The sequence below is a fragment of the Paenibacillus elgii NBRC 100335 genome, assembly GCF_004000865.1.
In the GTDB taxonomy this organism is placed as follows: Bacteria; Bacillota; Bacilli; order Paenibacillales; family NBRC-103111; genus Paenibacillus_G; species Paenibacillus_G elgii.
Map to the genome: position 1 here is coordinate 96,221 of NZ_BIMB01000014.1, position 26,222 is coordinate 122,442.

Annotated in this window: 28 protein-coding genes; 4 read left to right on the forward strand and 24 right to left on the reverse strand. The window is 56.2% G+C overall.

Translation table 11 applies throughout. From position 1 onward, the window contains the following. Positions 1-13: 13 nt before the first annotated feature. The 3 genes from PEL01S_RS13150 to PEL01S_RS13160 all read right to left on the reverse strand — a co-directional run bounded on the left by PEL01S_RS13150 (position 14) and on the right by PEL01S_RS13160 (position 1,854). The gene (locus PEL01S_RS13150) at positions 14-790 is read right to left on the reverse strand and encodes a M15 family metallopeptidase (protein WP_371860701.1); all 777 of its coding nucleotides are present in this window, start codon (positions 788-790) and stop codon (positions 14-16) included. Between the two features lie 139 nt (positions 791-929). Then, on the reverse strand, positions 930-1,133 hold the full coding sequence (locus PEL01S_RS13155; protein ID WP_127460583.1) for a hypothetical protein: 204 nt from the start codon (positions 1,131-1,133) through the stop codon (positions 930-932). A 43-nt stretch (positions 1,134-1,176) separates the two neighbouring features. Continuing rightward, complete coding sequence (locus PEL01S_RS13160) at positions 1,177-1,854, reverse strand: succinylglutamate desuccinylase/aspartoacylase family protein (RefSeq protein WP_127460584.1); 678 nt, start codon at positions 1,852-1,854, stop codon at positions 1,177-1,179. Positions 1,855-2,098: 244 nt separating this feature from the next. Here PEL01S_RS13160 and PEL01S_RS13165 point away from each other — a divergent pair, with 244 nt between their 5' ends. The 3 genes from PEL01S_RS13165 to PEL01S_RS13175 are packed head-to-tail and all read left to right on the forward strand — an operon-like array spanning position 2,099 to position 4,440. After that, complete coding sequence (locus tag PEL01S_RS13165; protein WP_063185015.1) at positions 2,099-2,404, forward strand: MerR family transcriptional regulator; 306 nt, start codon at positions 2,099-2,101, stop codon at positions 2,402-2,404. Positions 2,405-2,407: 3 nt separating this feature from the next. Further along, positions 2,408-2,848: an SRPBCC family protein gene (locus PEL01S_RS13170; protein ID WP_063185013.1), complete on the forward strand. Its 441-nt coding sequence runs from the start codon at positions 2,408-2,410 to the stop codon at positions 2,846-2,848. Beyond that, positions 2,845-4,440 carry an MFS transporter gene (locus PEL01S_RS13175; RefSeq protein ID WP_127460585.1) on the forward strand — a complete coding sequence of 532 codons (1,596 nt, stop codon included), beginning with the start codon at positions 2,845-2,847 and terminating at the stop codon, positions 4,438-4,440. Before PEL01S_RS13170 ends, PEL01S_RS13175 begins: the two co-directional genes overlap by 4 nt. Positions 4,441-4,544: 104 nt before the next feature. Here PEL01S_RS13175 and PEL01S_RS13180 read toward each other — a convergent pair whose 3' ends face one another. The 5 genes from PEL01S_RS13180 to PEL01S_RS13200 form a co-directional block, all read right to left on the reverse strand. Next, a complete protein-coding gene (locus PEL01S_RS13180) occupies positions 4,545-5,402 on the reverse strand; it encodes an SDR family oxidoreductase (protein WP_127460586.1) in 858 nt (285 codons plus the stop codon). A 95-nt stretch (positions 5,403-5,497) separates the two neighbouring features. Further along, entirely contained in the window at positions 5,498-5,929 is a 432-nt protein-coding gene (locus PEL01S_RS13185) for an Rrf2 family transcriptional regulator (protein ID WP_127460587.1), read from the reverse strand. 118 nt (positions 5,930-6,047) lie between these two features. After that, a complete protein-coding gene (locus tag PEL01S_RS13190) occupies positions 6,048-6,734 on the reverse strand; it encodes a hypothetical protein (protein WP_127460588.1) in 687 nt (228 codons plus the stop codon). Positions 6,735-6,843: 109 nt separating this feature from the next. Then, positions 6,844-7,959, reverse strand: a complete 1,116-nt coding sequence (locus PEL01S_RS13195; protein ID WP_218032548.1) for a DegT/DnrJ/EryC1/StrS family aminotransferase — start codon at positions 7,957-7,959, stop codon at positions 6,844-6,846. Positions 7,960-8,266: 307 nt separating this feature from the next. Continuing rightward, positions 8,267-8,944, reverse strand: coding sequence for a stalk domain-containing protein (locus tag PEL01S_RS13200; protein ID WP_063185004.1), 678 nt, complete (start codon positions 8,942-8,944; stop codon positions 8,267-8,269). A gap of 276 nt (positions 8,945-9,220) precedes the next feature. Between PEL01S_RS13200 and PEL01S_RS13205 the strand changes: the two genes are divergently transcribed. After that, positions 9,221-10,255, forward strand: coding sequence for a ketoacyl-ACP synthase III (locus PEL01S_RS13205; RefSeq protein WP_063185002.1), 1,035 nt, complete (start codon positions 9,221-9,223; stop codon positions 10,253-10,255). Positions 10,256-10,290: 35 nt separating this feature from the next. Here the strand turns inward: PEL01S_RS13205 and PEL01S_RS13210 are convergent, their stop codons facing one another. From PEL01S_RS13210 to PEL01S_RS13285, 16 genes are all read right to left on the reverse strand, one after another. Continuing rightward, positions 10,291-10,587 carry a hypothetical protein gene (locus tag PEL01S_RS13210; RefSeq protein ID WP_127460589.1) on the reverse strand — a complete coding sequence of 99 codons (297 nt, stop codon included), beginning with the start codon at positions 10,585-10,587 and terminating at the stop codon, positions 10,291-10,293. 17 nt (positions 10,588-10,604) lie between these two features. Then, complete coding sequence (locus PEL01S_RS13215) at positions 10,605-10,928, reverse strand: alpha-helical endospore appendage domain-containing protein (RefSeq protein WP_127460590.1); 324 nt, start codon at positions 10,926-10,928, stop codon at positions 10,605-10,607. 37 nt (positions 10,929-10,965) lie between these two features. After that, positions 10,966-11,256, reverse strand: a complete 291-nt coding sequence (locus PEL01S_RS13220; RefSeq protein WP_063184996.1) for a hypothetical protein — start codon at positions 11,254-11,256, stop codon at positions 10,966-10,968. A gap of 106 nt (positions 11,257-11,362) precedes the next feature. Further along, entirely contained in the window at positions 11,363-12,091 is a 729-nt protein-coding gene (locus tag PEL01S_RS13225; protein ID WP_127460591.1) for a glycosyltransferase family 2 protein, read from the reverse strand. Next, complete coding sequence (locus tag PEL01S_RS35280; RefSeq protein WP_239551508.1) at positions 12,091-13,278, reverse strand: glycosyltransferase family 2 protein; 1,188 nt, start codon at positions 13,276-13,278, stop codon at positions 12,091-12,093. Before PEL01S_RS35280 ends, PEL01S_RS13225 begins: the two co-directional genes overlap by 1 nt. An 8-nt stretch (positions 13,279-13,286) precedes the next feature. Beyond that, on the reverse strand, positions 13,287-14,090 hold the full coding sequence (locus PEL01S_RS13235; RefSeq protein WP_174806942.1) for a glycosyltransferase family 2 protein: 804 nt from the start codon (positions 14,088-14,090) through the stop codon (positions 13,287-13,289). A gap of 65 nt (positions 14,091-14,155) precedes the next feature. Next, the gene (locus PEL01S_RS13240) at positions 14,156-15,070 is read right to left on the reverse strand and encodes a dTDP-4-dehydrorhamnose reductase family protein (RefSeq protein ID WP_231884822.1); all 915 of its coding nucleotides are present in this window, start codon (positions 15,068-15,070) and stop codon (positions 14,156-14,158) included. A gap of 62 nt (positions 15,071-15,132) precedes the next feature. Then, positions 15,133-16,902, reverse strand: a complete 1,770-nt coding sequence (locus PEL01S_RS13245) for a glycosyltransferase family 4 protein (protein ID WP_163768449.1) — start codon at positions 16,900-16,902, stop codon at positions 15,133-15,135. A gap of 211 nt (positions 16,903-17,113) precedes the next feature. After that, entirely contained in the window at positions 17,114-17,398 is a 285-nt protein-coding gene (locus tag PEL01S_RS13250) for a hypothetical protein (RefSeq protein WP_127460593.1), read from the reverse strand. Positions 17,399-17,505: 107 nt separating this feature from the next. Continuing rightward, entirely contained in the window at positions 17,506-18,681 is a 1,176-nt protein-coding gene (locus PEL01S_RS13255; protein WP_127460594.1) for a CgeB family protein, read from the reverse strand. 46 nt (positions 18,682-18,727) lie between these two features. Beyond that, positions 18,728-19,843, reverse strand: coding sequence for a CgeB family protein (locus PEL01S_RS13260; protein WP_127460595.1), 1,116 nt, complete (start codon positions 19,841-19,843; stop codon positions 18,728-18,730). 21 nt (positions 19,844-19,864) lie between these two features. Continuing rightward, on the reverse strand, positions 19,865-20,329 hold the full coding sequence (locus PEL01S_RS13265) for a dTDP-4-dehydrorhamnose 3,5-epimerase family protein (RefSeq protein WP_010493888.1): 465 nt from the start codon (positions 20,327-20,329) through the stop codon (positions 19,865-19,867). After that, positions 20,286-21,179: a dTDP-4-dehydrorhamnose reductase gene (rfbD, locus tag PEL01S_RS13270; RefSeq protein WP_127460596.1), complete on the reverse strand. Its 894-nt coding sequence runs from the start codon at positions 21,177-21,179 to the stop codon at positions 20,286-20,288. The genes PEL01S_RS13265 and rfbD overlap by 44 nt, the downstream gene beginning before the upstream one ends. Beyond that, on the reverse strand, positions 21,176-22,162 hold the full coding sequence (rfbB, locus tag PEL01S_RS13275) for a dTDP-glucose 4,6-dehydratase (RefSeq protein WP_127460597.1): 987 nt from the start codon (positions 22,160-22,162) through the stop codon (positions 21,176-21,178). The genes rfbD and rfbB overlap by 4 nt, the downstream gene beginning before the upstream one ends. Then, positions 22,159-22,881 carry a sugar phosphate nucleotidyltransferase gene (locus PEL01S_RS13280; protein ID WP_063184976.1) on the reverse strand — a complete coding sequence of 241 codons (723 nt, stop codon included), beginning with the start codon at positions 22,879-22,881 and terminating at the stop codon, positions 22,159-22,161. The genes rfbB and PEL01S_RS13280 overlap by 4 nt, the downstream gene beginning before the upstream one ends. Positions 22,882-23,078: 197 nt before the next feature. Further along, positions 23,079-26,162, reverse strand: a complete 3,084-nt coding sequence (locus tag PEL01S_RS13285) for a stalk domain-containing protein (RefSeq protein WP_127460598.1) — start codon at positions 26,160-26,162, stop codon at positions 23,079-23,081. Between the last annotated feature and the right edge of the window lie 60 nt (positions 26,163-26,222).

Here is a 26,222-nt window from a genome sequence, read left to right on the forward strand (position 1 = left end):
AACACGTTGTTCATTACTCTTGCTTCAAATACTCCTCTAATGTCAGTCCTTTCGACGCAATCTCTTTGGACGCCTTCGTTCCAACATAACGGATATGCCACGGTTCATACTGATACCCGGTGATCGATTCCTTTCCTTTCGGATAACGGATGATGTATCCGTAGGCTGGCGCATTCGCTGCAAGCCAAGCTGCTTCTTTGGTATCGGCGAAGCAATCTTGCGCCGCACATTTGCCGTCGCTGCCGGAAAGATCAATAGCCAGCCCTGTTTCATGTTCGCTGGTTCCGGGCGCGGCACTGTAGGTTGTGGCATTGGCTTTGCCGCTTTGTTCCGCGTAATGAGCATACAGCACCTTCTGCGTCGTGAAGGACCGGTAAGCGGAAACGCCTGCCAGCCTTGTGCCGTCCTGCTTTGCTGCGGCGAACAACGCTTCCAGCGCGTGTGCTGCCTCTTGCCGCATTTCGCGTTTTTCTATTTTTTCTTTGAACAGAAAAGGAACATCGGGAAAAACCATATCTTTCGGCTTGTAATCTGCCGGGAGTGCAAAGTGTTTATTAACAAGCACCGTTATGCTATCGGGGTCCTTGACCGTTTGAACTCCCGCGGTATCGGATTTCATCTGCGTCGCCGCTCCGGGAACTGGACTGTCAACAGACGCGTCTGGAGAGGAGGCTGATGGTGTCAGGACGGGCTCGGCTGTATTTTTTGCGCATCCTCCTAAAAGAACCGTGACCGCCATAAAAAGGGAAACTATTGTTTTGTTCATCGTACCCCCTGCTTTACTGATAATGATCAACGAAGTCGTGATTTGGATACACATAAGGCGGTTTCCGTGCCTTGATTTTCCCTATGGATTGGGCATCGATCTTCACACCTTTGGCTTCCTGTCGAAATAGGTACACTAATTTCAACATCATAACGAATAAAGCTTAATTTCGTATTAAAATACGATGATCCAAATCATGCCACTCGATTACATGCCCCGCATCCAGCACGGTCACCACCCATTTGAGATGCACACGACCGATCAATTGCGGTTCCATCAGGCTGTCCTGCCCAGTTCGTTCATCAGTACCGCTGGACGCATATAAAATAGTAATTATTACTATATACCCTATGGCAGCTAAAAGCAAAAGCAGGATGCCGCCTTGTTGCAGCCTCGGTCATACTTTCGCGTTAAATCAGATTAGCTTCAGCTAAAATGCCTTTCATGATTTTCATTTGATAGATTACCCTGTCGGACATAGGCAGGCTCCAGCATGTCTCTACGGTAACTGCTTTTGCTTTCAATAAGTGATGTGCGGCATGGCGTCCCGAACCTGATAAATTCCGCAAGCGCACCGTAAACTGCTTTGATTTTTGAACAATAGGGCGGTTCACATGTGCAACAATTCGTTTTATTGCAGGGATTGCCGCATTTTTGGGATTAGCTATCAATGTCTGCCCCAGCCTTTGCGGGTTTATTTTAGACAAGCCGTTCGCTTCATGCAGATCGACATACCACGCCGGCTGGTACTGCTTCGCTAATTGAAATAACGCGACTGACAGCCGGTGGCGCGCCTTATCTTTTTCGCTTCGCGGAAACGTCCGGTTCAAATCGGGAATTCCCCTGATGCGCAGCTTATATGCCTGTCGATTGACAATCGGAACAACGATCAATGTCCCTCTTTCGATCCAGAGCCTGTTTTTCTTCAGCAAGTCTACAAGTCTTTCGGCCGCGAGAATGCTGGCAATTTCATTCCCATGCACTCCGGCAGTTAGCATCATTGACTTTCCTTTTGAGTTTCCACGAATGACGTAATAAGGGGTTTCAAATCTGCTGCCCTTCGCCAACAGGTGCTTTTTCATCTCCATGCCGCAACCACCTCCCGAATATTCTAAAATACGATTCAACTTACATTTTGGGAATGGACATGAATCCAATCCACAGCGATCCGGCCTGTCTAAATTTTGTTCATTGGAAAAAGGAATAAACCACTTGGCTCGTCGCCGATACGAACGCTCGGTTTTAAATTTCCCATTACTTGAAACTACCGTAACGTAATGATTTATGCTGTGGATACCGGTAAAAACCTCGCGCGAAAAAAAGGGGATGATCATGAAACGGGAGTGGAAAGTTGGAGAACTTGCAAAATTAGCAGGATTAACGGTTCGAACATTGCGATACTACGATCAGATCGGTTTGTTCTCTCCATCCGGCCATACTGACTCAGGACACAGGATCTATACAGAATCCGATATTGCACAGCTGCAGCAAATTCTGTCATTGAAGGAGCTCGGCTTGTCGTTGGATCAGGTCAAATCCGTTATTGAGCGGAAAGCGAGCTGGGAATCCCATCTCGACCGGATAGGCGATTTTCTTGACGAGTATCCAGATGACGATTCCCAAAGGAGGACAAAATAAACCATGAACGAACGATCTGTAAAATACTCTACCTTTGTTATCGAGAAAAATTATAATGCATCGCCCGAGCGGGTATTCTCCGCCTGGTCGGACCCGTCGGCCAAAGCCCGGTGGTTCCCGAAAGCCGACGAATTCGACTTTCGGGTCGGTGGGCGAGAAATCAACCGTGGCGGCCCGCCGAACGGACCAATATACACTTTCGATGCCTGCTATCAAGAAATCGTTCAAGACAAACGCATCGTTTATGCCTACACCCTGGACAAAGGAGACTCGCGGATGTCAGTCTCTGTGACGACAGTGGAAATAAAGCGGTCGGGCAGCGTCACTCAACTCATCTACACCGAACAAGGAGCCTTCCTCGATGGTCACGATACACCGGAACAGCGTGAGGACGGAACAAAGCTTATGTTGGATAAGCTTGGCGTGGAGCTGCAGAACGAATGAAGAATGCATTATATGGAAACGAGATGCAGGCCGGCATCAGGGAATGGACAGGGCTTGCGGTACTAGCCCTGCCCGCCCTTCTAGTCTCAATTGATCTCTCCGTAATGATTCTCGCACTGCCGCATATTGGCGCCGACCTCGGTGCCGATAGCGCTCAGCAGTTGTGGATCATCGACATCTACGGTTTCATGCTTTCCGGATTCTTGATCACCATGGGTTCGCTGGGGGATCGGATCGGCCGCCGCAAGCTGCTGTTGATCGGCGGGGCTGCATTCGTCATAGCCTCGATATTGGCTGCATTCTCCCAAAGCGCTGAGATGCTCATTGCGGCCCGCGCACTACTCGGCATTGCCGGGGCGACTATATCGCCTTCTACTCTAGCCTTGATAAGCAACATGTTCCGTGACCACAAGCAGCGCTCCTTCGCCATCGGCATATGGTTAACGTGCTCCATGGGTGGAATGGCCCTCGGCCCGGTGGTTGGAGGTATCATGTTGAATCACTTCTGGTGGGGCTCGGTGTTCCTTCTGGGCGTGCCGGTCATGTTGCTTCTACTAATAACCGGCCCCATACTGCTGCCCGAATACCGGCACCCGGAATCCGGCAAATTGGATGTGACCAGTGTCGCGTTATCGCTAGGCACCATCCTGCCAGTCATATACGGCCTCAAGGAAATCGCCAAGCACGGTCTGCAGATGGTTCCTGCGCTATCAATACTGGCGGGGGTTGTCCTCGGCACGATGTTCGTGTCGCGGCAGCGCAGGCTGACGAGTCCCTTACTGGACCTGCGTCTGTTCGCGAGTCCCGGATTCAGAGCTGCACTAGGGGGCATGTTCGGTATAACACTGACAGGAGCGACCATGCTCTTCATTGCGCAGCATCTCCAATTCGTTCAAGGAATGTCGCCGTTTCAGGCAGGGTTATACATGCTCCCCGGGGTAATTGCCTCGATGGCCGGTATGCTTCTTTCACCGCTTATCGCACGTCGGGTCCGCCCGGCCCGTCTTATCGGAACGGGTCTATTGGTATCGACCGCCGGCTGTTTTCTGCTGACCCAGGTGGGGGTTGAATCAGGTCTCACGTTTCTGGTGCTGGGGTATATCTGCTTCAATCTAGGTGCAGCCCCACTCCCAAGCCTGTCCAGCGACCTTGTCATCGGCTCAGCCCCGCCGGAAAAGGCGGGATCGGCGGCCGCCATGCTCCAAACCAGCGGTGAATTCGCCTTCGCGCTGGGCATCGCCGTATTGGGTAGCATCGGCACGGTCGTTTACCGCAACCAGGTGGCGAATTCTATTCCCGCCGACTTGCCGACGTCTGCGGTACAAGCTTCCCAGGACAGCTTGGCTGGTGCAACGGCTATTGCGGAAGGGCTCACCCAACAAGTCGGCAAGGCATTGCTCACTGGCGCACGCGAAGCCTTTACCGTCGGGATGCACGCTGTTGCGGCAGCCAGTGGTGCTATCATGCTTGCTATCATCGTCCTTGTTGTTACGCAGCTTCGGCACGTACGCCCAATCGGAAAGGCCCAGTCTAACCAAGCCGACAGTATTCTGGAAGTTGTACCCGGCATGCCAAAAAATCAAAAGTCCTGAGATAATTACCGAACATGAAACCTACATACACTCAATGGTATTCCGACCAATACTGGAACAATACACAGTCTTGGTCGGCTTTTTTCTGTATATCAACTATCGTCTTAGCCTTGCAAAGCTTTTATGACGAGTTCCTTAACAGGCGTCTGAAATCCGATCAGTTTGTGTAAATCATCGGTCGTTCTTTCCATGTTCCCCGCTGCAATGGTGTCATAGATAAAAGCCGTAATTTGAGCAAAAGATTCAGGCATGCCGGATTGAACAAGAATGCTCTTCTCTTCTTCGAAGGAAACCGACTGATGAACAACGCTTCTACCGGAAACTTCGGAAACAATTTCAGCCAAATCGTCAAAGCTCCAAGGATCATTGGAAACAAGATTGTATTCCTTGTTCTCATGTCCCTCCCCTGTCAGAACCGTTGCGGCAGCCAGGGCCAAATCGCTACGGCTAACCGCATTCACTTTTCTTTTATTGGTATTTGTAACGATCGTCCCGTTCTCTACATTTGCCTTTAGTGACGGATTGATAAAAAACTCGGCATAACCACCGTTACGCAAAAAGGTGTACGGAATATTCGTGGTGCGAATCGCATACTCGGTAGCCAGATGAACGAGAGCGAACGGATTGTCCTCGGCAAAAGCGAAGCCGGTATAGGCAATGTGCTTGATACCTGCATCGCGGGCGGCCTTTACGACATTGGCATGTTGAACGACGCGTAGTGGATCATCGGGTTCCGAACTTGAGATAAACAGCAGCTTGGTACCGTCTCTAAAAGCATTGCGAAGAGACTCCGGATCATTATAATCGCCCTGACGAACTTCAACCCCAAGCCCTGCAAGTGCGGCGGCTTTTTCAGAACTACGCGCGACGGCAACAATATGACTTGCCGGAACTTTTTGGAGCAAATGTTGTAGAGCGAGACCTCCAAGCTGACCAGTTGCTCCTGTAACCATAATCTTCATGAACGGATCTTCCTTTCATCGTTTTTATATCATCAAGTTATAATCAACTTCGTTATAAGTGTTTTGATTATAACGAGATTAAAAAAATAGTTCCGTTAAGCATCGTTCCGTTCGCCAAGTTCTATAACCAATTGTCGTAACGAAACTTGAGCTAACCTCTGTTCCATGGCGGATTGAGCGGCTCTCATTTCCGACCGTAGAACAGCTACCATATTTTTGCCTATCGGACAATTCGTATCCGGTTCTGCGTGTACATTGAACAACTCGCCGTTATCAATAACTTCTACAGCATGGTATACGTCCAGCAACGAGATCTCTCCCAAGTCCTTCAGCAAAAATGTTCCGCCCACTCCGGGACGTACGTCGACAAGTCCGGCTTTTTTGAGTTGGGCAATAATATTGCGAATGATAACCGGATTGGTCTTTACGCTCGCTGCTATGAAATCCCCGGTACAAAGTGCCGGGCTTAAATGGATCAAACAGAGAACATGAACGGCTATCGAGAAACGACTGCTTAATTTTTTCATTTTTGCATCACCTTCTTGTTATAACCATAATAGTTATTCCAAGCCTATAAAGTCAACGGATTTTATAAACCCGGAGCGGGACGGCGGCTTATGTAAAAAATCGTCAGGGACTACTAGTTTATCTCGTTTGTTCTTCCCAAATCATATTAACGGCTGCCGTACCGCCGGACTGAAAATTAAATTTGACTCCATAACTGTCACCCGGTTTAATAATAATCGCTGAAGAGAAGTCAAAAACACTTGTCGTATTCGCCGGAAACGCCCTTGTTGCCAAAAGGGTTCCGCCTGTTAAGTCGATGCCTGAACCCCCTGCGGATTGAAAGGCAGCGACGGAGGTATTGCCAAAATTGTTATTCAAGTTGTAGATCGTGTTGGCCGTCAACGTGCCCGCTATGGTACCGTTTCGAATATCCCGCTGATTGGTTACATCTTTTAAAGTGGCCAGCGTGACTAAGGAAATGGCTAAATTAAAGGTTGATCCCGCAGGATTAGACAGGACGGCAACAATGTTTTGATTGTTACCCGCCGTTAAAAAGTCGGTCGTAGAACCGAATACTTTGCCAGTAACGGTTGTCACCGAACGCAAGTCATTCAAATTGGATACGCTAACCGGTTGACTGGGGGGATTCGTGATCGTGGAAGGAAGCGGTTGCCTCGGGCTGGTAATGATATTGTAGTTTAAAAATGATCTCATAAGCTCTTCATTGCCGGTTCCAGCAATATCTCGCAGAAGATCCAGTTCTTGTTGTTTGGATTCAATATTATTCCGTCTTGCGGCAATGAATTGCTCAAAAAATTCCTTCATGAATTAATCCCTCTTTTACGATTATGTTGAAAGGCTGGAGAAAATGAACAGAGTCCCCGCCAGCCGGGTGAACTGGTCAGGGACTCCTTTGCCGCAACGACCGGACGAATCAAAGACCCGAAACGATATTTACCAGCGTAGAACTAATATATCTCACATCGGCTTCGGTTAGCGTGCCGTAGCTCGGGAGATTGATGCCTTGAGCGGCAATCCGGCCCGCCACCGGAAACTCCGTTGCGGATTGGAGCTTCTCGTAGGGCGGCAGCACGTGCATCGGATAAAAGAACGGCCGGCTCTCGATCCCATGGAGCTGCAGCCGACGGATGACTTCATCGCGCTGGGCTTCCGAGCCTTCGCGCAGCACGACGCTGAACAGCCAATAGACGTTCTTCGCCCAATCCTGCTGGACAGGCAGTGCAAGCGCGCTGCAACCCCGCAAATACTTGGTATAATAACTTGCAATCCGCAGTCTCTGCGCGATGTGCCACTCCGCGTTCTGCAATTGCGCACAGCCGATAGCTGCTTGAATGTTGGTCATCCGGTAATTGTAACCGACGACGGTGTGGAAATAACGGCGTTCCGGGTCCATCCCCTGTCCCCGAAGCAGCCGGGCCCGGTCCGCAAGCGCATCGTCGTTCGTCGTCAATACCCCGCCTTCACCCGTCGTAATGATCTTGTTGCCGAACAAGCTGAAGATCGCGCTGTCCCCCAGTCCCCCGGTACGCTTTCCCTTATACTCGGCTCCCAACGCTTCAGCCGCATCTTCGATGACGAATAAGCCGTATTGCTGCGCAAGCTGCCGAATCGGGTCCATGTCAGCAGGATGCCCATACAGATGGACCGCGACGATGCCTTTTGTTCTCGGCGTGATCCGCTCTTCGATCCGCTTCGGATCGATGTTCCAAGTCTCTGGCTCCGAATCGACGAACACCGGCTTCGCCCCGCAATAGGTGACGGCATTCGCTGTGGCGACGAACGTTAACGTAGGGACGATAATCTCGTCTCCGGGCCCCGCACCGTGCGCGAGCAAAGCCAGATGCAGCGCTGTCGTGCCGTTGCTGCAGGCGATGGCGTGCTTCACCTGGCAAAAGGCGGCGAATTCTTCTTCGAAACGCTTGATATATGATCCGTTAGAGGAGATCCACGTCGACTCCAGGCAATCCATCACGTATTTCTTCTCATTCCCGTTCAAGACAGGCAGCGCAACAGGATAAAATTTATCCACATTGATTTCCTCCTTCAATAATAGTACGGTCCTGAACCACGGCATCCATTTGTTCATCATATGCGTTCCTCTTCGGAACGCCTGTACGGAAACCTATGGAAGGCAACTGGAGGAGCGGTTTTCGTAGAGGAGGGCAAGGGGCCAGACCAATAAATACGCGGTTATCTCTAAGGCATGTAGCACGGCGGTTTCTATCGTCAACTCCTATGACTTAGTCTCTTAAAAGAAAAGGAGTGCAAAATAAAACAGCCTTGGTCGATAAAAATCCGACCAAGGCTGTTAGGCGATCTTATTTCATTGTATGGATTTATTTATAGTAAGAATCGATGAGAGGCACGAATAAGCCGCCGCCATCTTTCACCTGTGCCTCAATGGTTACGGTTTTCACGTTGCCGATATCGACGACGATTTCTTTTAATCCGTCTTTCGTTGCAATGGTGCCTACATCTTTCAAGAGCACATTATTATCCAGATCGTGAATTTTAATGCCCGTCAATTCTTTATCAATCGCCGCCATCTTCAGGTGCAGCTTTTGGTATTTTTTGTCCGGCGTAATAATGATCGTTGGTCCGCCGGATCCCTCATGATAATAAAAAGCTTCCTTGTAGTTTTTATTGTTATAGGTAGTTTGGGCAGGATCTTTCGTATACATGTAGTTATTGAACTTTTCCGCATTCAAAGGAGTCCCGTCCACTTTTTCCCCGAGAATGACCTCTTGGTTGGCCCCATTGTAATCGACAGCTACCGACAAAGCGTTGGCTACGGCACGGACCGGCAAATAAGTGCTGCCGTTATACGTGATCGGCAAAATGGCCGAGCCCTGCTCGTCGTTTAATTGCGCCACGGTGCCGTTGACGCGCACTTTGAGATCGCCGTTTAAATAGGCTTTGATTTCTTGCAAGTTACTGCCGGCATAAACGCCGGTCCCTACTCCAACAAGCAGAGACAATCCCGCAACCGAGGCGATTAGCTTCTTGTTTAGCATTGTGTCATTCTCCTTTTTGTTAAAGCCAAAATAAGCCAAAATAATCCACATTTATTCTTTTACATTATAGATTGATGCGGAACAGGAAGCAATATGCCTATATGGCTATTTTAGGCTTATTAGAAAGGATTGAAAGACGGTTACCGGATACATAGGGCCACTGGGCAATTGACAAAAGCTAGAAATCGAAGTATCATTTTTATTACCAGGTACTAATACTAACTCATGATATCAGGCAATTTATTTTACATTTTAAATTTTACGAGGTGAACCCGTATGGAATCATCAGTTCAACCTGCTTCCCCTTCGACACTTTACCGCTCCCGTATTACCGCCATCGGCAGCTACGTTCCCGAACGCCGTCTGACGAACGCCGATCTGGAGCGCATGGTGGAGACCAACGACGAATGGATCGTGCAGCGTACCGGCATCCGCGAGCGGCGTATCAGCGCGCCGGAGGAGTATACGAGCCACTTGTGCATCCGGGCGGTACAGCAGCTCGTTGACCGCTACGGCGCCGTGCTGGACGATGTCGATCTGGTCATTGTCGGCACCAGCACCCCCGATTTCGCTTTCCCTGCCACCGCTTGCCGGGTTCAGGCGCATTTCGGCATGAAGCAGACGACCTCCTTCGATTTGAGCGCAGCCTGCGCCGGATTCGTCTATGGCCTACATATGGCTAACGGGATGATCGCTTCCGGCCTGCACCGCAAAGCGCTCGTCATCGGCGCTGACGCCCTGTCCAAGATCGTCGACTATACGGACCGTACGACGTGCGTGCTATTCGGCGACGGCGCCGGAGCGGTCCTGCTCGAGCGGGACGATTCGGACACCGCCCCTCAATTTATTGCCTATACGGGCGGTACCGACGGCAGCGGCGGGGCGCACATTTACCGCTCCCTGCTTGCCGATCATATCGATGGCAACCCGGTGAACACGAACGGCAAGCTTGTGCAAAACGGCCGTGAAGTATACAAATTCGCCGTCCAAACGATTCCGAAAGGCGTTAACGAACTGCTGAGCCAAACCGGCTTGTCTACGGATCGCCTCGACTGGTTCGTCCCGCATAGCGCCAACCTCCGCATCATCGATTCCGTATGCGAGAAGATGGGGATTCCGATGGAGCGGACGCTGCACACGATCGAGAAGTACGGCAATACGTCTGCGGCGACGATTCCGCTTGCGCTGGAAGAAGCTACCCGGGAACAGAAGCTGAAGGACGGCGATACCGTTCTGTTGTTCGGCTTCGGTGGAGGTCTCGTTTACGGCGGACTGCTGCTCCGCTGGAAGGCGCTAACTCCGAAAGTCTAGACACGAGAAAAAGAGTCCGCCCTTCCTCCTGGAGGTTAGGTACGGACTCTCTTCCTTATTACGGTCTTTTTCACCTTTTCGCCAAGCCAAGGCTTGCCCGGAATTCCGCGCCGCAAGCGGCGGCGTATGCGGACCCCGGCCATTTTCATAGCGATTTGGAGCTGATACCGGCTGATCGCCTCAATGTGCGCCGAAAGCTTGCGGGCCGCTTCCTCGGAGCTCTCCACGACATCGGCCATGCTTTCGATCATGCGGGCCAGCGCACGCTGGCTGCGGGCGAGCGAATGAAGAATATGGAGCTTTACTTTATTTTCCTCTTCATGCCAATTCATTGGGAGTCGTCGCTTCCTTACGAATAATAATTTCCTCCGTCCCCATTTGCCGGGTCCGTTCCACCCGCCTCGCCGCTTCCAAGAAGGATGTGCAAATGCTTGGCAAGCGCTATCTCCATCTTCGTCATGCTTTCGATCACTTCGATCATCTGATCGTGCACTTCCAGCGACTTCTTCACTTGGTCGCCATGGTCCGCAAAGTGGGCGCTGGACAAATGCCCGCAGATCCATTGGCACGAGCGCGCTGCCTCCAGCGCTTTGGCTTCCAGAATCAGTGCGATGTTATATTGGAATCGGGAAGCGGCCTGCATCATTTTATGGTAGCTTTCGATTCTGCTCACGTATACCCCCCTTCCTTCTTCCAAAGGGATGCCGGATTTACTCCTCGTCGTCCGGGATTTCAACGATTTTGACAATGAGCGCCATATGCTCCGCCAACGCCTCCTCCAGATCGGCGAGCCCGCTTAAATAAACCGCGATGCTTTTCGAGACGTGCAAGGAATGCTCCGTCAGCGACTCGATATCCTGAAAGGAAGGGTTGTCGGGTGGAATGTCGTGAACCAATTGGGCCATGCGCACGGCCACATGCCGGTTCGCTTCGAGAATGTTGGCCATTTCCTGCTGGGACGCCGCCATATGCCGGATCATACGGGTCACTTGCCGATGCATCGTTCCCTCCACCTCCTCGCCGGCCGCATGTGTTCCGCTTTTTTAATATCTTTTTAGTATCCTATGCGCCTGCGGCACCCTGGTCCACGGCTCACGCCCACACGGTTCATATAAAAGAATGCGGATCGACGCCCCATTTGTCGATGAACTTCTGGCGGTTCGTTGCCAGCAGAGCTTTGATTGTTTGTTCGTTTTCCAGCCGGAAGGTTGCGCTGCCTTCGTGGTAGATGAAGGCGTCCCCCGCGATCAGCAGCCGGTACCCCGCTTGCCGGGCGCGGTAGCAATAGTCGTCGTCTTCAAAATGTCCCGGTGAAAAGCGCTCATCAAGCTCTCCAATACGCTCCACCAGCTCCCGCTTGAACAGGAAGCACAGTCCGACGATCCGTTCCGTCTGCCGCCATTTTCCGCTGTTCGGCCGGTTCATGCGCGCCGCCATATCGGCGATCGAGGTGAAAGGCTCCTCGATCTGCTGCTTGCCGCTGGCATAGTTCGTCATGGGGCCGACGATGCCGACATCGCCGCTGCTGTACAGGCAGCGCAACATATTATCCAGCGCGCCGGCCGTCAGCCGCGTGTCATTGTTAAGCAGCATCAGCGCATTGCCTGAAGCGAGCTGCAGCCCGAAGTTGCACGCAGCGGGAAAACCGCGGTTCTTGGGCAGCGAGATGAGCTTGACCTCATGCTTCAGGCACACCCGCAGCGACGAGTCGGCGGAGCCGTTATCGACCACAATCACTTCGTGAGGCACGGCGACGTGCTGGCGGATCGATTCCAGGCATATAGCCAGCCACTTGGCTCCATTATAATTCGGAATAATGATACTGACGGTCTGCATCAGGCATCGCCTCCGATATAGCGTCGTTTACGCAGCACGTCCGGATGCACGAGCCGCTCGCCCAGCCGGTCGCCGGCCAGCTTCAGCGCTTCCAGATGGTCTCCCACGATCATCGAGGCCACCGGATTGCCGCGGCCGCTGTTCAGCTTGCGCCGCTTGTTGCCCCGGATGACGTTCACCTGGCCCGCATGGCCGACCCGGAGCTTCAGGAGCAGGGCAAGCGCCTGTGCTTTGGGCGGGACAGACAGCAGCTCAAGGCCCAGCGTCTCTACCGCGCGCCGCGACAAAGCGTGCGGCACGGCCGTGAGCGAGCTCGCCTTCAGATCCCGCCGGCCCAGCGCCAGGTTTAAAAATTGCTTCATGACCGTGACGGTATCCTGCCGGCCGAACGGCCTCAGGTACGGATAAATGTTGTTGAGCGCCACGTCGAGTCCTTGCTCGATGCCGTGAACGAAGGGGACGAGCTGCTCCGCCCGAATCGGTATATCCCCGTCCGTGAAAAGCAGGATGTCCGCCCGGGCCAGCTTGGCGCCGATCGATCTTCCTACGTCGTGACCGAGCGCCTGCGGGTAAGACAGCACGATCGCCCGTGAAGCCGCTCTGGCTTGCCGGAACGTCTCGTCGCTCGAGCCGTTGACGATGACATACGTCTCGTCCGTCAGCCGGTCCGCCTCCTTCAGCACCGCGGCGATCGTGCGCTCCTCATTCTTGGCCGTCACGATAACGGCCACCGAACGCTCCGTCGGAAGCGGCACCCAGTCCGGCGCCGACCGGCCCATGCCTGCGAAGAAGCCGCGGACATAGCCGGCCGCAGCAGCGTGATAGCGGGCCCACGGATAACCGCCCAAGCCCCGTTCCTTCACCCGCGCCGCCCAGCGGCAGTTCAGCAGCCGGCGCAGCTCGCCCTCGCCCTCCGGTGGCCCAGACGGAGCGTCCGCGCGGCCAAGCTGCAGGCCGAGCCGATAGGCGGCCCCGCCGTAAGCCCTGGACGCCGCCCGCTTCCGGGGCAGAAACAGCCGAGGGCCGGAGGCGGTGCGCTTCCGGGCGCGCTTGACCGCCGCTGTCGGCTTCTTCCGCACAGGCGCAGCCGAGACGACCGCCTTGCCGTCCTCTTCCGGCGGCGGCTTGCGGACCAGGCGGCCCCGAACCGCCGGTTTCTCAAACAACATCGCCTGTTGCTGCTTCATCGATCCATTCACCTCACCACGTTGCGGTTTCGCATCAAATCGGTATGGCATCCTCGCTCCCCCGCCGTCTCGGTCAACCAGCGAATCGCCTCCAAATGGTCTCCTATGATCAATTGACCGATCGTATCAGTGCCATGCTTTGTCAAGGGCCGTTTGCGCCGCGGATTCATGCGTCCGACCGGCACGAGATGGACCGGCCGCACGACAAGCCCCTTCTGCACGGCCATCGTGTGCGCCTTGGGGGGAACCGCAAGCGCCGCCGCGCCGATCGCGGCGAGCGCCCTGCGGCTGATCGCATGGGGAATGGTCGTCATCGAGGTCCCCCGTAGATCGGGCCGGCCGAGCGCCACGTTCAGCGCGTGCTTCGCCAGCACGACCGGATGGGTGCTTCGTGTCCGGATCGGTCCCAGATAGCGGTTCAAAGCCACATCCACTCCGCTATGCACTGCATGAACGAACCGCTTCAGATCGCGTGCGGGAATCACCATATCGCCGTCGAGGAACAGCAGGATTTCCCCGCTCGCCAGGCCGGCCCCGATGCCGCGTCCGACGTCGTGGCCAAGCGGCTCCTCGAAGCTGACGACCCTTGCGCCCATCGATTCGGCGATTTGCTTCGAGCCGTCCGTCGAGCCGTTGGCCACGACGATGATTTCCAGCTTTCCCGCGCCGATCTTCTTCACTTCCCGGAGCACGGATGGCAGTTTTTTGCGCTCGTTGATCACCGGAATAATGACCGAGACGTTCGCCGTCCGCACCGAAGCCGCCCCCAAGGCGCCGCCTCTCCGATTGCGAGACTTGCGAATATGCCGCATAGGTGTCCCTCCTCTCCATGAAACGATTCCGCCACGCTCCCGCCAAAGAAAACGCCGTCTCTCCGCTACGGGGCCGCTTCCATCCATTCGCGCAGTTCTTCAAGCATGCGGTCGTAACCAGGAACGGTGAAGTCAAGCTCGGGGCGGGTCGAGCGCAGCGTACGGTCTAGCGCAACGGTATCGTCGGGCCGGATGTAGACATCCCGCTTGTCGAAGATCCGCCGTAATCGCTCCAGCAGCTCGTATTTGCTGACGCTCTCCGCCGCGGTCAAATGAACAATGCCGCTTAACCGGCCTTTCCGCTCCGCCGCATAATGGATAAATCTCGCCAGCTCCAGCGTCGTCACTCCGTTCCACGGCACGCGGACGAATCCCCGGATCTCCCCCCGCTGCCTCAGGAACCATGGAAGCAGTCCGCCGCCTTCCTCCTGCAGCTCCGGTCCGATCAACGACGTGCGGATCGTCAGATGGGGGGAGCGTACCACTTCGCCAAGCGCTTTCGTTCTGGCATACGCCGTCGTCCCGTCGGGCACATGGCGCTCTTCGTAGTGGCCGCGATCTCCCAGAAACACGCTGTCCGTGCTGATCTGGATAAGCCGCGCGTGCAGCCGATCGGCCAGCTCCGCAAGCTGGTGCGGCAGCAGGCCATTAATCCGGACGGCCTCAAGCTCCCTTTGCCGGGCTGCATCGTACATGATCCCGAGGGCGTTGACGATCAGATCGGGACACACCGCCTCGACCAGCTTATCGACCATCACGCTATCCGCTGCGTCCAGGCAAAGCCCCGCCCCCGGGAGCGCCCAAGACCGTCCGCAGTTTGTTTTTCCGTGCTCCGTCGTATAGAACACTTCATACGAAGTGCAAGCCGCCAAATACCGCAGCAGCATATGTCCCGCCATCCCATCGCCGCCGATCACGAGCACCTTCATCGGCTCGCGCTCTCCGTACGGCCACCTTTCCTTATCGCGGTGCCTGACCACCTTTTGCCGCCTCCCCGATTGCAATCCCCGCTTCCCAAGCTTCCGCCAACCGCAGCCAGCCGTCATGGGCGGGCCCGTGAGTGCTTTCGGCTTTTAAGCCTCCTGCCGCGAACCGGGTTATCGTCTATGGCCCAGCCCGCTTGCTTCGATCCGAGATACCGGCGGCGCTGGCCCTTGGGGCTCCGCCTGCGGTCTCCGGGACCTTGCAGCGCCTTGCCGAGCGGCATGGCGTGCAGTTCGTCGCTCGGCAACAGCACGACACGAGTCGGATCGAGGCCCCGCTGCCGCAGCGCCGCTTGCGATACGACCGGCAGCGGCAGCCTCCGGCCGCCGGTCAACAGATACACGAGCCTCCCCCTGCCCTTAGCCAGCATAACGGAAGGACGATTCGGAGGCGACGGAGGATCGTGCCGCAGGATGCGCCCCGTCGGGAAAAGGTTCAGTACCGCATCCGGCACCACGCGGATATCGTCTCCCCGATAGCGGTAAAAGCGGAACGCCTCTGCAGAAGCAAACGGCCGCTTCATGCCTCGCTCCAGCAAAAACAAGGCCGGGCTCCACTTTCCTTTATAGACGGCGTTGGACCGGAGCATAGGACGCGAACTCGGCTTCCGCCTGCGCCGAAGCACTAGGGCACGATTGCAGACATTTGCCATCAGTTTCGCGAGCCGCTTCCGGTACGCCTCCTCCCCGTACGCCGCTTCGGCGGAACGCCGGCTGGCTTCCGCCCTTGAGCCCGGTTGCTCCCCGGTCTCCAGACACTTCAGCACGCAATCCGTCAAAGCCTCAACGTCCCCTTGCGGCGCCAGCAGCCCGGAATTGCCGGTTGCCGTCATCATTTCTTCCAAGCCGCCGCTCCGGTAAGTGATGACGTTTTTGCCGAGCAGCCATCCGTCAAGTGCCGTCATGCTGAAGCTTTCCTCAAACAAGCTTGGCACGACGATCAGATCCATCGCGGCCAGCACTTGCTCGCGATGCGGTTCGAGTTCCACGTAATGAAACCGGCTCCCGTACCCCGATTCTTCGATCAGGCGACGGCAAGAGCGGTAGTGCGCTTCGTCGCAGACGCTGCCGGCCACCAGTAAGCGAACGTCCGGATGCACGGCCGCCACCTGCACGGCCATAGCGGCGAACCACGAGAGCCCCATTTCGGGCTTCAAGCGTGGTGCGGCAAAGCCGACGATCCGGTGTTCCTCCTCGACGGGCAGAACCGATCGGAGCTTGTGGCGATAGACGGGGTGAAGATCGGGGTTTAGTTCCTCGCCCCTTCGGGTGGGAGGGAGAAGGAAAATTTTTCTCTCGGACGCTTTTGTACGCAGCGGCGCAAGCGAAGCGTCCGACACGCCGACAATCCAGTCGGCGTAACTCTCGATCCACTGCCCGGTCTGCGACGTCCAAGCCGGATCGGTCACCGTTTCGGTCAACAGCCAGAGCACCGGAATGCCGAGCGTCTTGGCCGCTGACGCGGGAAGCACGGGATGGGGACCGCCGACAATCACGATATCCGGTTGCCGCATATGCAGCAGATTGACAAGGGACCCGCATGCCGGATGCCGCCGGATGACGGTGTCCGGCGATTCCTCATGTTCTGCAGGCAGATGATAAGGCGGCACCGGGTGTGCGATGACCGGTAAGCCGGCTTCAGCCGCCAGGACGCCGGGTTCGTCGGCCACCAGCAGGCATTCGGCCTGCTCTTTCAGCTCCCGGATCAGCGTCAGCATATATTTTTCCATACCCGTCAACGCCTGCCTGCCGCCGTTCGGAGCGAAAAGCATAATACGGAGCGGAGCCGGAGAACGTTCCGCCCGCAGTGTGCCGCTGTCCTGTTCCACCTGCATCCCCTCCGCCTCGGTTTGTTCTCAAGTCTTTATAATATATTAGGGAAATAACCAGTCCGGCACGACATTTACCCATTCTGCCGCCTAAAGAGGCGGCTCCGTGCCCGTCCCTGTCCTTGAAGGGCTTGTCCGGTTCCGCGGAAACGGAACGCCGGGACATTCCTCCTTGAGGAATCCCCGGCATGTCGGCCTCTGCGGTTCTCCCTCAGCCTTGCGGCGCTCCACCGTCCTGAAGCCCTCTGGCGAAGCCGAGCGCAAAGCCTTCGCTGTAAGCTTTGTCGAATGCCTCGTTATAAATCTGCCGGTAGCTGCGCCGCCTTGGCTTTACGACCCGCCTCCGCCGTCCGGTTTTCCGCGTACGGCGCCCGGTCTTCAGCGTGCGGCGTCTGGCCCGCCGTCGATTGCGGAGCGGCCGAAGACTGCGTTTCCTTTTCCGGACCCGGCGCAGCCTGGTTCTGCCCGCCCGCTTGCGCGCGGTGCGTTTGGCCATCCTCCGTCCCTCCTTCCATCCGCATACGTCCCTATACCATATGCGGATGGCGGCAGAAACGGACGAAGCGAAAGCGCCTATTTCGCGGAAGACGGAAAGCTACCGCATCATCCGGTGGCGCCTTCGAACATAATGCGCATCATCTGCGCCATCCGGCGAGGATACGTGTGCTCCAGCATCGTGCGCCGCAGCGCATTAAGCGCGATAAACCGCCGCTCTTCTTCATGGTGCAGGTAATAGTCGATTTTGTGCATCAGCTCGCTTGGCGAAGCATAGGTGACGATCTCTTGTCCCGGCGTATAGAAACGGGTAATATCGCTGCGGACATCGGTAAGCAGTAGCGTCCCGCAGCCCGCAATCTCGAACGTGCGCGGATTCGGCGATACGGCTCCGATGCGTTGACTGTTGAAATTATAGCTCGGATCGTCCGTTGCCCGGTGCAGATTGATCACGATTTTCGTCCCGCTGTAATGCGTGGCCGTTTCCTCCGGCCCCATCCAATTGTTCAGGGCAATCTTCGGCCTGAGCATCTGAAACTGGCGCAGCCGCTCCCACCAAATGCCCGCGATGTACGTATTCCTCTTTGCCAAAAAAGGCGTCATCTGATTGAAAAAGGCAACACGATTCCAATACGCGGAGCCGATAAAGCTGATATCGTGCCGGAATTGGGCCGGCACCCGCTTCGGTCGAAAGATCGACGGATTCGAGCCAAAAGGCAGGTAGTGAACCTGCTTGCAGCCGAGCCGGCGGTAAAACTCCACGCAAGCAAGCTCCAACGTAAATACGATGTCGTAATGCGTGACGAGAGACGCCGTCAGATCGGTATAATACGGATCGTCTGTCAGCCAGATGGCCGTGCGGATTCCTTCGGCACGCAGCTCGTCAATCCGTTCGACGGGAATAACCAACCCTTCCAGAACGAGCACGATGTCGGGCCGCATCTTTACGGCTGCGGACTTCAAATCATGCGTCGGCTGCAGGACAATCAACTCTCGCACCAGCCCCTGCAGCGAAACGATCACCGCTTCGTCAAGCGGGGAATACGGTACACCTTTGCCCGAGGTCACATACATAACGCGGACATCCCACCAGCCGACCGGATCGTTCGGTAGCTGCTGCATGACGGCCTCGCACCGGCCGTAATGATAGCCGCCGCTCATGCCGACCCGAAATCCCTTCTCCCAGCCGCGGTGCCAAGCCCTTCGGCGGCGGGCCCGCGGCACTCGCTTTATCACACGCTTTACCGCTCGCTTTACGGTGAAACGCGCTGTTTTTCTGGACATGCTCCTGCCTCCTTTCTTGCGCTTGGCCATTTGATGTTTACCACCTTCAGCAACCGAGCAAGCCTAGCAGCTGGCCGATCCGCGTAACGAACGAATGCTCCTGCATCGTCCGCCGCAAGCCGTTCAACGCGATCGTCTGCCGCTCGGCATCATGCTTCAAATAATAATCCAGCTTATCGATCAGCTCTCCTGCCGACCGGTAGACGTCAAGCTCCACGCCGGGTGTATAATAACGGGTCAGATCGTCGCGAATGTCGGTAAGCTGCATCGTTCCGCATGCGGCCATTTCATAGGTACGCGGGTTAATCGATTGGCCGGGGAGACCTCGGAGGTTGCGATTATCTCTCCCGTGATGGCGACAGCCGCGGTGCAGATTGATGACGATCTTCGCTCCGTTGTAATAGCGTACCGTTTCGTCAATCGGAATCCATCCGTCGCGGATGCTCGGCTTGAGCAGCCGGTAAAGCCGCATTCTTTCCCACAGTCCGCCGCCGACGACCACCTTTTTGCCCGATAAGTACTTGGCGATTTGATCGAACAGTTCGACGCGGTTCCAGAACGCCATGCCGATAAAGCAAATGTCGGCATGATAACCGGAACCGACAGGAACGGGCCGGAATGTGTCGGTATCTACGGCCATCGGCACATACAGCACGTACGGGCAGCCGAGCGACAAATAGAACGGCACGCAGCTCTGCTCGTGCGTCGCCACAACATCGTAATGCGGGGCGATTGCTGCGGTATCGTCCGTGAAGTAAGGATCATCGGCGAACCAAATCACCGTACGAATGCCAAGCTCGCGAATCCGGTCCACCTGCTGCAGATGGTCGGAGGGAAACACGTGAAGCCCGTTCAGCACCAGCAGCAGATCGGGCCGGTGCTGCTCCGCCAGCGCGAGCATGGCTTCCGGCGTCCCGACGACGGCTTCCCGAACGGTCCGCTGCAAGGCGGCTGCGACGCCATTATCGATAGCCGGAAAGCCTTGCGGGATAAAGAGCACTTTCAGGTCATGCCGGACCGGCGTGACCTGCGGGGTTAACGTCCGGACGGCCTCGCACCGTCCGTACCGATACCCTTGCTGGTAGCCGAGAAGTCCTCCTGCACGGCTCCCCTTCTCCCGCACGGCCGCTTTCCGGCGTGCGGATTGTTGAGTCCGGCTCATTGTGGTCACCCTCCCTATCGATTACCGGAACCGGGTCGTCCAGTCGAAGCCGATCGCAGGATCATCGTAGGCGATGCGGTATTCGTCAGGCTGCCCCGGATCGTAAGCGAGATTGGTAAAATAAACGATCGTCGCCGGCTTGACGCCGAGCACCCGGTATCCATGAGCGACACCCCGCGGAATGAACAGCAGATACGGATGATCTTCGCCCATATAATGCACGGACGTTTGCCCATAGGTCGGGGAGTCGGCCCTCATATCATGGAGCACGACCTGCGCGTGCCCGCTCGGAAAGAACCAAATGTCGTCCTGCCGTTTATGATAATGAAACGCCTTGATCACGCCCGGAAACGACATGGACAGCGACGCTTGACCGAACCGGCCGAACAAATCGTCGTCTTCCCGCAAAATTTCCATAAAAAAGCCGCGGTCGTCGCTGTGCCTAACCAGCGGCTTCGTTTGAACTCCTTCGATCGTCGATGTCACAGCTCTTCCCCCAATCGTTGCGCAAAAATGCCTCCAGCGCCGATTTCCAATCCCTCATTCTCGGCAATCCGGCGAGACGCAGCCCCCGGTCCGAGAAAGCCGAATGCGCCGGGCGGGGCGCAGGTAGCACATAATCGTCCGAGCGGGCGGGCCGGACAGCAATTCCGGTATGTCCGGTCATTTCCAGGATCGTCTTGGCCAGCGTCCATCGGGAGCAATATCCCCGGTTCGCCACATGATAGGTGCCATAGCGGTCCGTTTCCAGCAGCCGGCCGATGCATTCGGCCAAATCGTATGTGTAGGTCGGCGAACCGAACTGATCGTCGACGACGACCAGCTCCTGCTGCCGTTCCGCAAGCGCCAGCACCTTTGTGACAAAATTGTTGCCATCTTTACCGTACAGCCATGACGTCCGAACGATAAAATGGTGCGGGCATACGGCCTGCACGAACTGCTCGCCGAGCAGCTTCGATTTGCCGTAGACGCCGAGCGGATTCGTACGGTCCTGTTCGTCGTACGGCTCCCCCTTGGTGCCGTCGAACACGTAATCGGTGCTGACGTACACCATCTTGGCGCCAATCATTTCCGCGGAGATGGCGACGTGGCCGGTACCGATCGTATTAATCCGGTACGTCTCTTCCAGCTCCACCTCGGCTTGATCCACCTTCGTATAGGCCGCCGCATGCACAATGACCTCGGGCTTCGCCTCCGCAATGAGCCGCCGTACCGCCTTTTCGTCGGCGATGTCCAACTGCTGCCGGGTGTAGGCCGCGCAGTCGTGCCGCCGCCCGAGCACCCGGACGAGATCCCGGCCCAGTTGCCCCCCGGCACCGGTAATGAGCACCTTCATACGCCACCGCCTCTTTTGGCCGCTTCGTGCCACCAAGCTTCATTGGCGGCGTACCAAGCGACCGTACGCTTCAGCCCTTCCTCAAAGGGAACCTCAGGCTGCCAGCCAAGCCGGCTTGCGATTTTGACCGGATCGATCGCATAGCGCCGGTCATGACCAAGACGGTCCGGAACGAACCGGATCAGCGATTCGGGCTTCCCGAGCTCGGCAAGAATCATCCTGACGATGTCGAGATTCGTCCGTTCGTTGCGGCCCCCGATGTTGTACACTTCCCCGGGAATGCCCTGATGCACGACCCGGTCGACGGCTGCACAATGGTCCTCGACATACAGCCAATCGCGAACGTGAAGACCGTCGCCGTACACCGGAACGGGTTCGTCGCGCATCGCCCGTGTAATAATCGTCGGAATGAGCTTCTCCGGGTACTGGTAAGGCCCATAATTGTTGGAGCAGCGGGTGATGACGACGGGAAAGCCGTACGTCTCAAAATAAGCGCGGGCCAGCAGATCGGAACCCGCCTTGCTTGCGGCGTAGGGACTATTCGGCGCAAGCGGCGTCGTTTCGGTGAAAATCCCCTCTTCACCGAGCGCTCCGTACACCTCGTCGGTGGAAATATGAACGAACCGCGACACCCCTGCGCGCCGCGCTTCTTCCAGCAAACAACCGGTTCCTAGCACATTGGTGCGCACGAATGCCTGCGGATCGGCAATGCTCCGGTCGACGTGCGATTCGGCTGCAAAATGGATGATCGTATCGACGCCCTCCTTGCCCAGCACGCGTCTCACGGCGTCCGCGTCCGCGACGTCCCCCTGCTCGAACCGGTAATTCGGCAAACCGGCGGCATCGGCCATATTGGCCGGTTGGCCCGCATAGGTCAACAAGTCGTAATTGACGATGCGGTCCTCCGGATGGCGCTGCAGCCAATAGCGAACAAAGTTGCTGCCGATGAAGCCCATCCCGCCTGTGACGAACAGCGTCCTCATGGCTCTTCACGTCCCATCAGACGAACGCCCGCTTCCATCAGGGAGCGATGCGTCCCCGCATCGGTCCACCAGCCGCTCAGCATGCTGTAGCCGAGCTGTCCGGCCGCAGCATAGACGTTATTCACATCCGTGATTTCCAACTCGCCGCGCATCGAAGGCTTCAGCGAACGAATGACGTCGAAGACGTTCGAATCATATAAATAAATCCCGGTAACGGCGTAATGAGAAGGCGAGTTCTCTGGCTTTTCCACGATCCGGACAATGCGTCCGTCCACCAGCTCCGCCACTCCGTAACGCTCCGGGTCAGGCACCTTTTTCAGAAACACGTGGGCTCCTCCCTTCTGCCGCTGAAACTCGTCCGCCGCCTGCTTTAACGAATCCTCGAACAAGTTGTCGCCAAGCAGTACCATCAGCTTCTCTCCGGGGCGGACGAACGATTCGCCGATGCCGAGCGCATGAGCAATGCCGCCCGCCTCGTCTTGAATTCCGTAATTCACCTGTACCCCCCAAGGTTTTCCGCTGCCGATATATTCGGTATATAATCCGGCGGATTGTTTGCCGGTCACCAGCATCAATTGCGTGATACCCGCTTCCGCCATTTTGCGGATGGCGTAGTGGATCATCGGGTACTTGCCCACCGGGAGCAAATGCTTGTTGATAATATTCGTCATCGGACGCAGCCGGGTACCGGTGCCGCCTGCGAGTATTATGCCTTTCATCGCGCTTCTCCTTTCTTTCGTATAATGAGTGCGCACGGTTTGTACGGATGAATACCATGCTCATATGATATGCATCCCTAAGGACGGTCTGGTGGACGAATACCATGCGGGGCGAAAAATTGGCTCTTGTACCGAAAAATAGGAAACGAATAAAGCCTGCCTCCGTTAATAGAGACAGGCCTCCCATATAGCCCTGTTTATTCGTTATACCAATCTTTACGGTACCCGTTCTTGAACTCGCCCTCGTACTCCGGCTTGCCGTCCGCGTCGAACAGCTTGCCCCGTCCGTCCGCCTTCCCTTCCGCAAGCTCGCCTTCGTACGTCGTGCCGTCGGCGTAGTACAGTTTGCCTGTACCGCTGCGCGCCGTGTTTATGCCGGATAGAGGCTGCCCTTTGGCATCCGTGAAGCTGCCGCCCTCGCCGAATTCGGAGTACTCGAAGGCCCCCGTATAGACGGTACCGTCGGCATAGTACAGCTTGCCTTGGCCTTGGAATTCGCTATCCGCGAATTCCCCTTCGTAGAGCAGGCGGCCTTCTTTCGTATAGACCTTTCCGCGGCCCGACCACATGTCGTAATCGAATTCGCCTTCGTATTGCAGCTTGCCGTTTTCGAAGAACGATTTGCCCTGGCCTTTGGCGGAATCGTCCGCGTACGCGCCTTCGTGCCATACATGCCCGTCCAGGTCGAAGCTTTGACCGAAGCCGCTTCGTTTGCCGGCCCGATATTCGCCCCGATGGTTCAGCGTGCCGTCCTCGTTGTACGTTTCACCACGACCCTGCCGGACGCCGCCTTGAAATTCGCCTTTGTAAACCGTGCCGTCGGCGAAACGGTATACGCCCGTGCCCTGATCCGCTCCGTTCGCAATCGCCTTCCCGGAGGAATCGGCGAAGGTGCCGCGCTCTCCGTATTTTCCTTGATCGAATTCTCCGGTGTACGTATCTCCGTTAAAGAACGTCAGCTTGCCCTCGCCGTGATAAAGCCGTCCGCGAAACCCGCCTTCATAGACCGCTTTGTCCTTCCGGTACTCCGTGCCTTGACCGTTTCTCGTTCCGTCCCGGAACTCGCCGGAGTAGACCATGCGGCCCTCCCAATCGTATTCCTTGCCCTGTCCGCTGTACTTTCCGGCCTGGTAGCCGCCCTCGTAGCGCAGCTTGCCTTCCCAGTTGTATTCCTTGCCGCCGCCGCTGCGCTCCCCGTCCGCATAACGTCCTTCGAACTCCAGCTTGCCTTCCGCGTTGTATTCTTTGATCTCGCCGTTCATTACGCCGCCTAGGAACGATCCTTCGACTCGCCCACCTACCATAATATGGTATATCCCTTGTCCGTTCGGCTCTCCGGCAGCCGTCTCCCCTTCGTACCAGTCGCCATTGGCGTAGAATCGAATGCCCTTGCCGTCCTTCGCCGGGTCAATCGTCCTTCCTTGCGCGTCGAGGAACGTCCCCTTACCGAACTCTTGGTCCACAAACGTCCCCTTGTAGACCGCTCCGTTTGAAAAATACATCGTCCCTTCATGAATACGATTGTTCTTAAACGTTCCTTCGAACAGCAGCTTGTCCGAGACAAAGTACTTGCCTTCGACCAATGTCTGATTGTCGACTTTGCCCTCGAACCGTTGGCCGTTCCTATAATAGACGATACCATGGCCTTTTTTGACATTATGCTCTATTTCGCCGACATACCTTTCCCCCGTCGTAAAATAGATGGTTCCTTTGCCGTGCATATCGTTATCCTTGTAGCCGCCTTCATAGAGCAGACGGCCGTCCACGAACAGCTTGCCGTGGCCGTTCAGCTTGCCTCGGACAAACTCGCCTTCCTGCCGGCTTCCGTCCGAATTGTACTTCTTGCCCTGACCGTTCGGCAGATCGTCCCGAAATTCCCCTTCCAGCATTAAACGGCCAACCGGATCATATTGCTTGCCCTTGCCGTGCTTGCGGCCGTCCTTCCATTCGCCTTCATAGTCGATTTCGCCGCTGCTTGCGTATTGAGTTCCTTGTCCGTTATACTTGCCGTCCTTCAGTTCGCCGGTGTAGATCAGCCGCCCCTTCTCGTCATACCGCTTGCCAGTACCGTTCGTGACGTTGTCGACAATATAAACGGCCTGCCTGTCCTGATTCCAGACGACAAGCTTGTCCGCGGCTTCCCCTACCAAACGCAGGGGCACCAGCGTCGTCCCGTTGCGAAGCTCCGGCGCGACCGGCAGCTTGACGGGCTTCCCGTTCACGCGGGCTTCGTCCTGCCCGATCGTCAGCACGAGCTCCAGCCCCGGCTTCGTCCCGCTCACCTGACGCTGCTCTTCGTTCCAGGCAACCTGCAAGCCGAGCTTCCCGAACACGCCGCGAAACGGTACAAGCACGGAGCCGTTCCGGTTGAGAGGCGGCTCTTCGAAGGCGATCCGTTCGTCGTCGACAAACACGTTGATGCTGCGCTCATAGCCTGGGAACAAAGTCGGGTCAAATTCGACATGGACTCCGCGGTCCTGGAGCGCCCGTACCGTATCCACAGCGCTCGCCTCCAGCGGGTTGCCGCTGAGCTTTACCTCGCTCAGCTTGCTCAAGTCCGCCAGCGCACGGATATCCGTGATCTTATTGTCCCGCAGGTCGAGCGACCTCAGCTCCTTCATAGCGGCAATCCCCGAGAGGTCGGCAAGCTGCGTATTCCGGAGCTCCAATTGCTGGACTCCCGCAAGCTTCGCAACCTCTCCCAGCTTGCCGAGCGGATTGCCGGACAAATCCAAGTAGAGCAGTCCCGCCAGCGAGCCGATGCCGTCCACGGTTTTGATCCCCGCGCCGCTTGCCGCCAGGCTTTCCAGCCGCGTCAGCTTCCAAAGCGGCTGTGGGTCCTGCAGCGGATTGCCGCTCAGGGACAAGTACCGCAGATTCGGCAAAGCAAGCGGACGCACGTCGGCAATCCGGTTATCCGACAGATCCAAATAGGTAAGCTGCTTGAGCCCGCTGATCGGGTAGACGTCGCTGATTTGGTTACCGCTCACAGCGAGCAACGTCATCCGATCGGAGTACTGCAGCCCGACCAGTTGTTCGATCGGCCGCGTTTTCTTGCCGTCCGAAGCCATGAGGCGGGAGAGGCTTTGCAGGTCCTCCGGCGTCAGGTCCCCATCCGGTTTCTTCAACTGGCTACGGATCGCCTTTTCCAGATTGGCGTCGGGCACCAGGGCGGCCGCCGCGCTCCATACGCGCTCCGTCGGCAGCGGCATGACGAGCGGCGCCGCCATGACCCATGCGGATAGAAGCGTGATGGCATACATACGATTTTTACGGAACATGCGAGCGAATTCCCCTATTCATTAAAATATGTACAAATGGTTGATCGATTGGTACTTTCG

Coding starts and splice junctions, on each gene's coding strand:
- PEL01S_RS13160 (WP_127460584.1), bottom strand. CDS start 1,854: ATGGAGATGAAAAAGCACCTGTTGGCGAAGGGCAGCAGATTTGAAACC.
- PEL01S_RS13165 (WP_063185015.1), top strand. CDS start 2,099: ATGAAACGGGAGTGGAAAGTTGGAGAACTTGCAAAATTAGCAGGATTA.
- PEL01S_RS13170 (WP_063185013.1), top strand. CDS start 2,408: ATGAACGAACGATCTGTAAAATACTCTACCTTTGTTATCGAGAAAAAT.
- PEL01S_RS13175 (WP_127460585.1), top strand. CDS start 2,845: ATGAAGAATGCATTATATGGAAACGAGATGCAGGCCGGCATCAGGGAA.
- PEL01S_RS13180 (WP_127460586.1), bottom strand. CDS start 5,402: ATGAAGATTATGGTTACAGGAGCAACTGGTCAGCTTGGAGGTCTCGCT.
- PEL01S_RS13185 (WP_127460587.1), bottom strand. CDS start 5,929: ATGAAAAAATTAAGCAGTCGTTTCTCGATAGCCGTTCATGTTCTCTGT.
- PEL01S_RS13190 (WP_127460588.1), bottom strand. CDS start 6,734: ATGAAGGAATTTTTTGAGCAATTCATTGCCGCAAGACGGAATAATATT.
- PEL01S_RS13200 (WP_063185004.1), bottom strand. CDS start 8,944: ATGCTAAACAAGAAGCTAATCGCCTCGGTTGCGGGATTGTCTCTGCTT.
- PEL01S_RS13205 (WP_063185002.1), top strand. CDS start 9,221: ATGGAATCATCAGTTCAACCTGCTTCCCCTTCGACACTTTACCGCTCC.
- PEL01S_RS13210 (WP_127460589.1), bottom strand. CDS start 10,587: ATGAATTGGCATGAAGAGGAAAATAAAGTAAAGCTCCATATTCTTCAT.
- PEL01S_RS13220 (WP_063184996.1), bottom strand. CDS start 11,256: ATGCATCGGCAAGTGACCCGTATGATCCGGCATATGGCGGCGTCCCAG.
- PEL01S_RS13225 (WP_127460591.1), bottom strand. CDS start 12,091: ATGCAGACCGTCAGTATCATTATTCCGAATTATAATGGAGCCAAGTGG.
- PEL01S_RS35280 (WP_239551508.1), bottom strand. CDS start 13,278: ATGAAGCAGCAACAGGCGATGTTGTTTGAGAAACCGGCGGTTCGGGGC.
- PEL01S_RS13235 (WP_174806942.1), bottom strand. CDS start 14,090: ATGCGGCATATTCGCAAGTCTCGCAATCGGAGAGGCGGCGCCTTGGGG.
- PEL01S_RS13250 (WP_127460593.1), bottom strand. CDS start 17,398: ATGGCCAAACGCACCGCGCGCAAGCGGGCGGGCAGAACCAGGCTGCGC.
- PEL01S_RS13255 (WP_127460594.1), bottom strand. CDS start 18,681: ATGTCCAGAAAAACAGCGCGTTTCACCGTAAAGCGAGCGGTAAAGCGT.
- PEL01S_RS13260 (WP_127460595.1), bottom strand. CDS start 19,843: ATGAGCCGGACTCAACAATCCGCACGCCGGAAAGCGGCCGTGCGGGAG.
- rfbD (WP_127460596.1), bottom strand. CDS start 21,179: ATGAAGGTGCTCATTACCGGTGCCGGGGGGCAACTGGGCCGGGATCTC.
- rfbB (WP_127460597.1), bottom strand. CDS start 22,162: ATGAGGACGCTGTTCGTCACAGGCGGGATGGGCTTCATCGGCAGCAAC.
- PEL01S_RS13280 (WP_063184976.1), bottom strand. CDS start 22,881: ATGAAAGGCATAATACTCGCAGGCGGCACCGGTACCCGGCTGCGTCCG.
- PEL01S_RS13285 (WP_127460598.1), bottom strand. CDS start 26,162: ATGTTCCGTAAAAATCGTATGTATGCCATCACGCTTCTATCCGCATGG.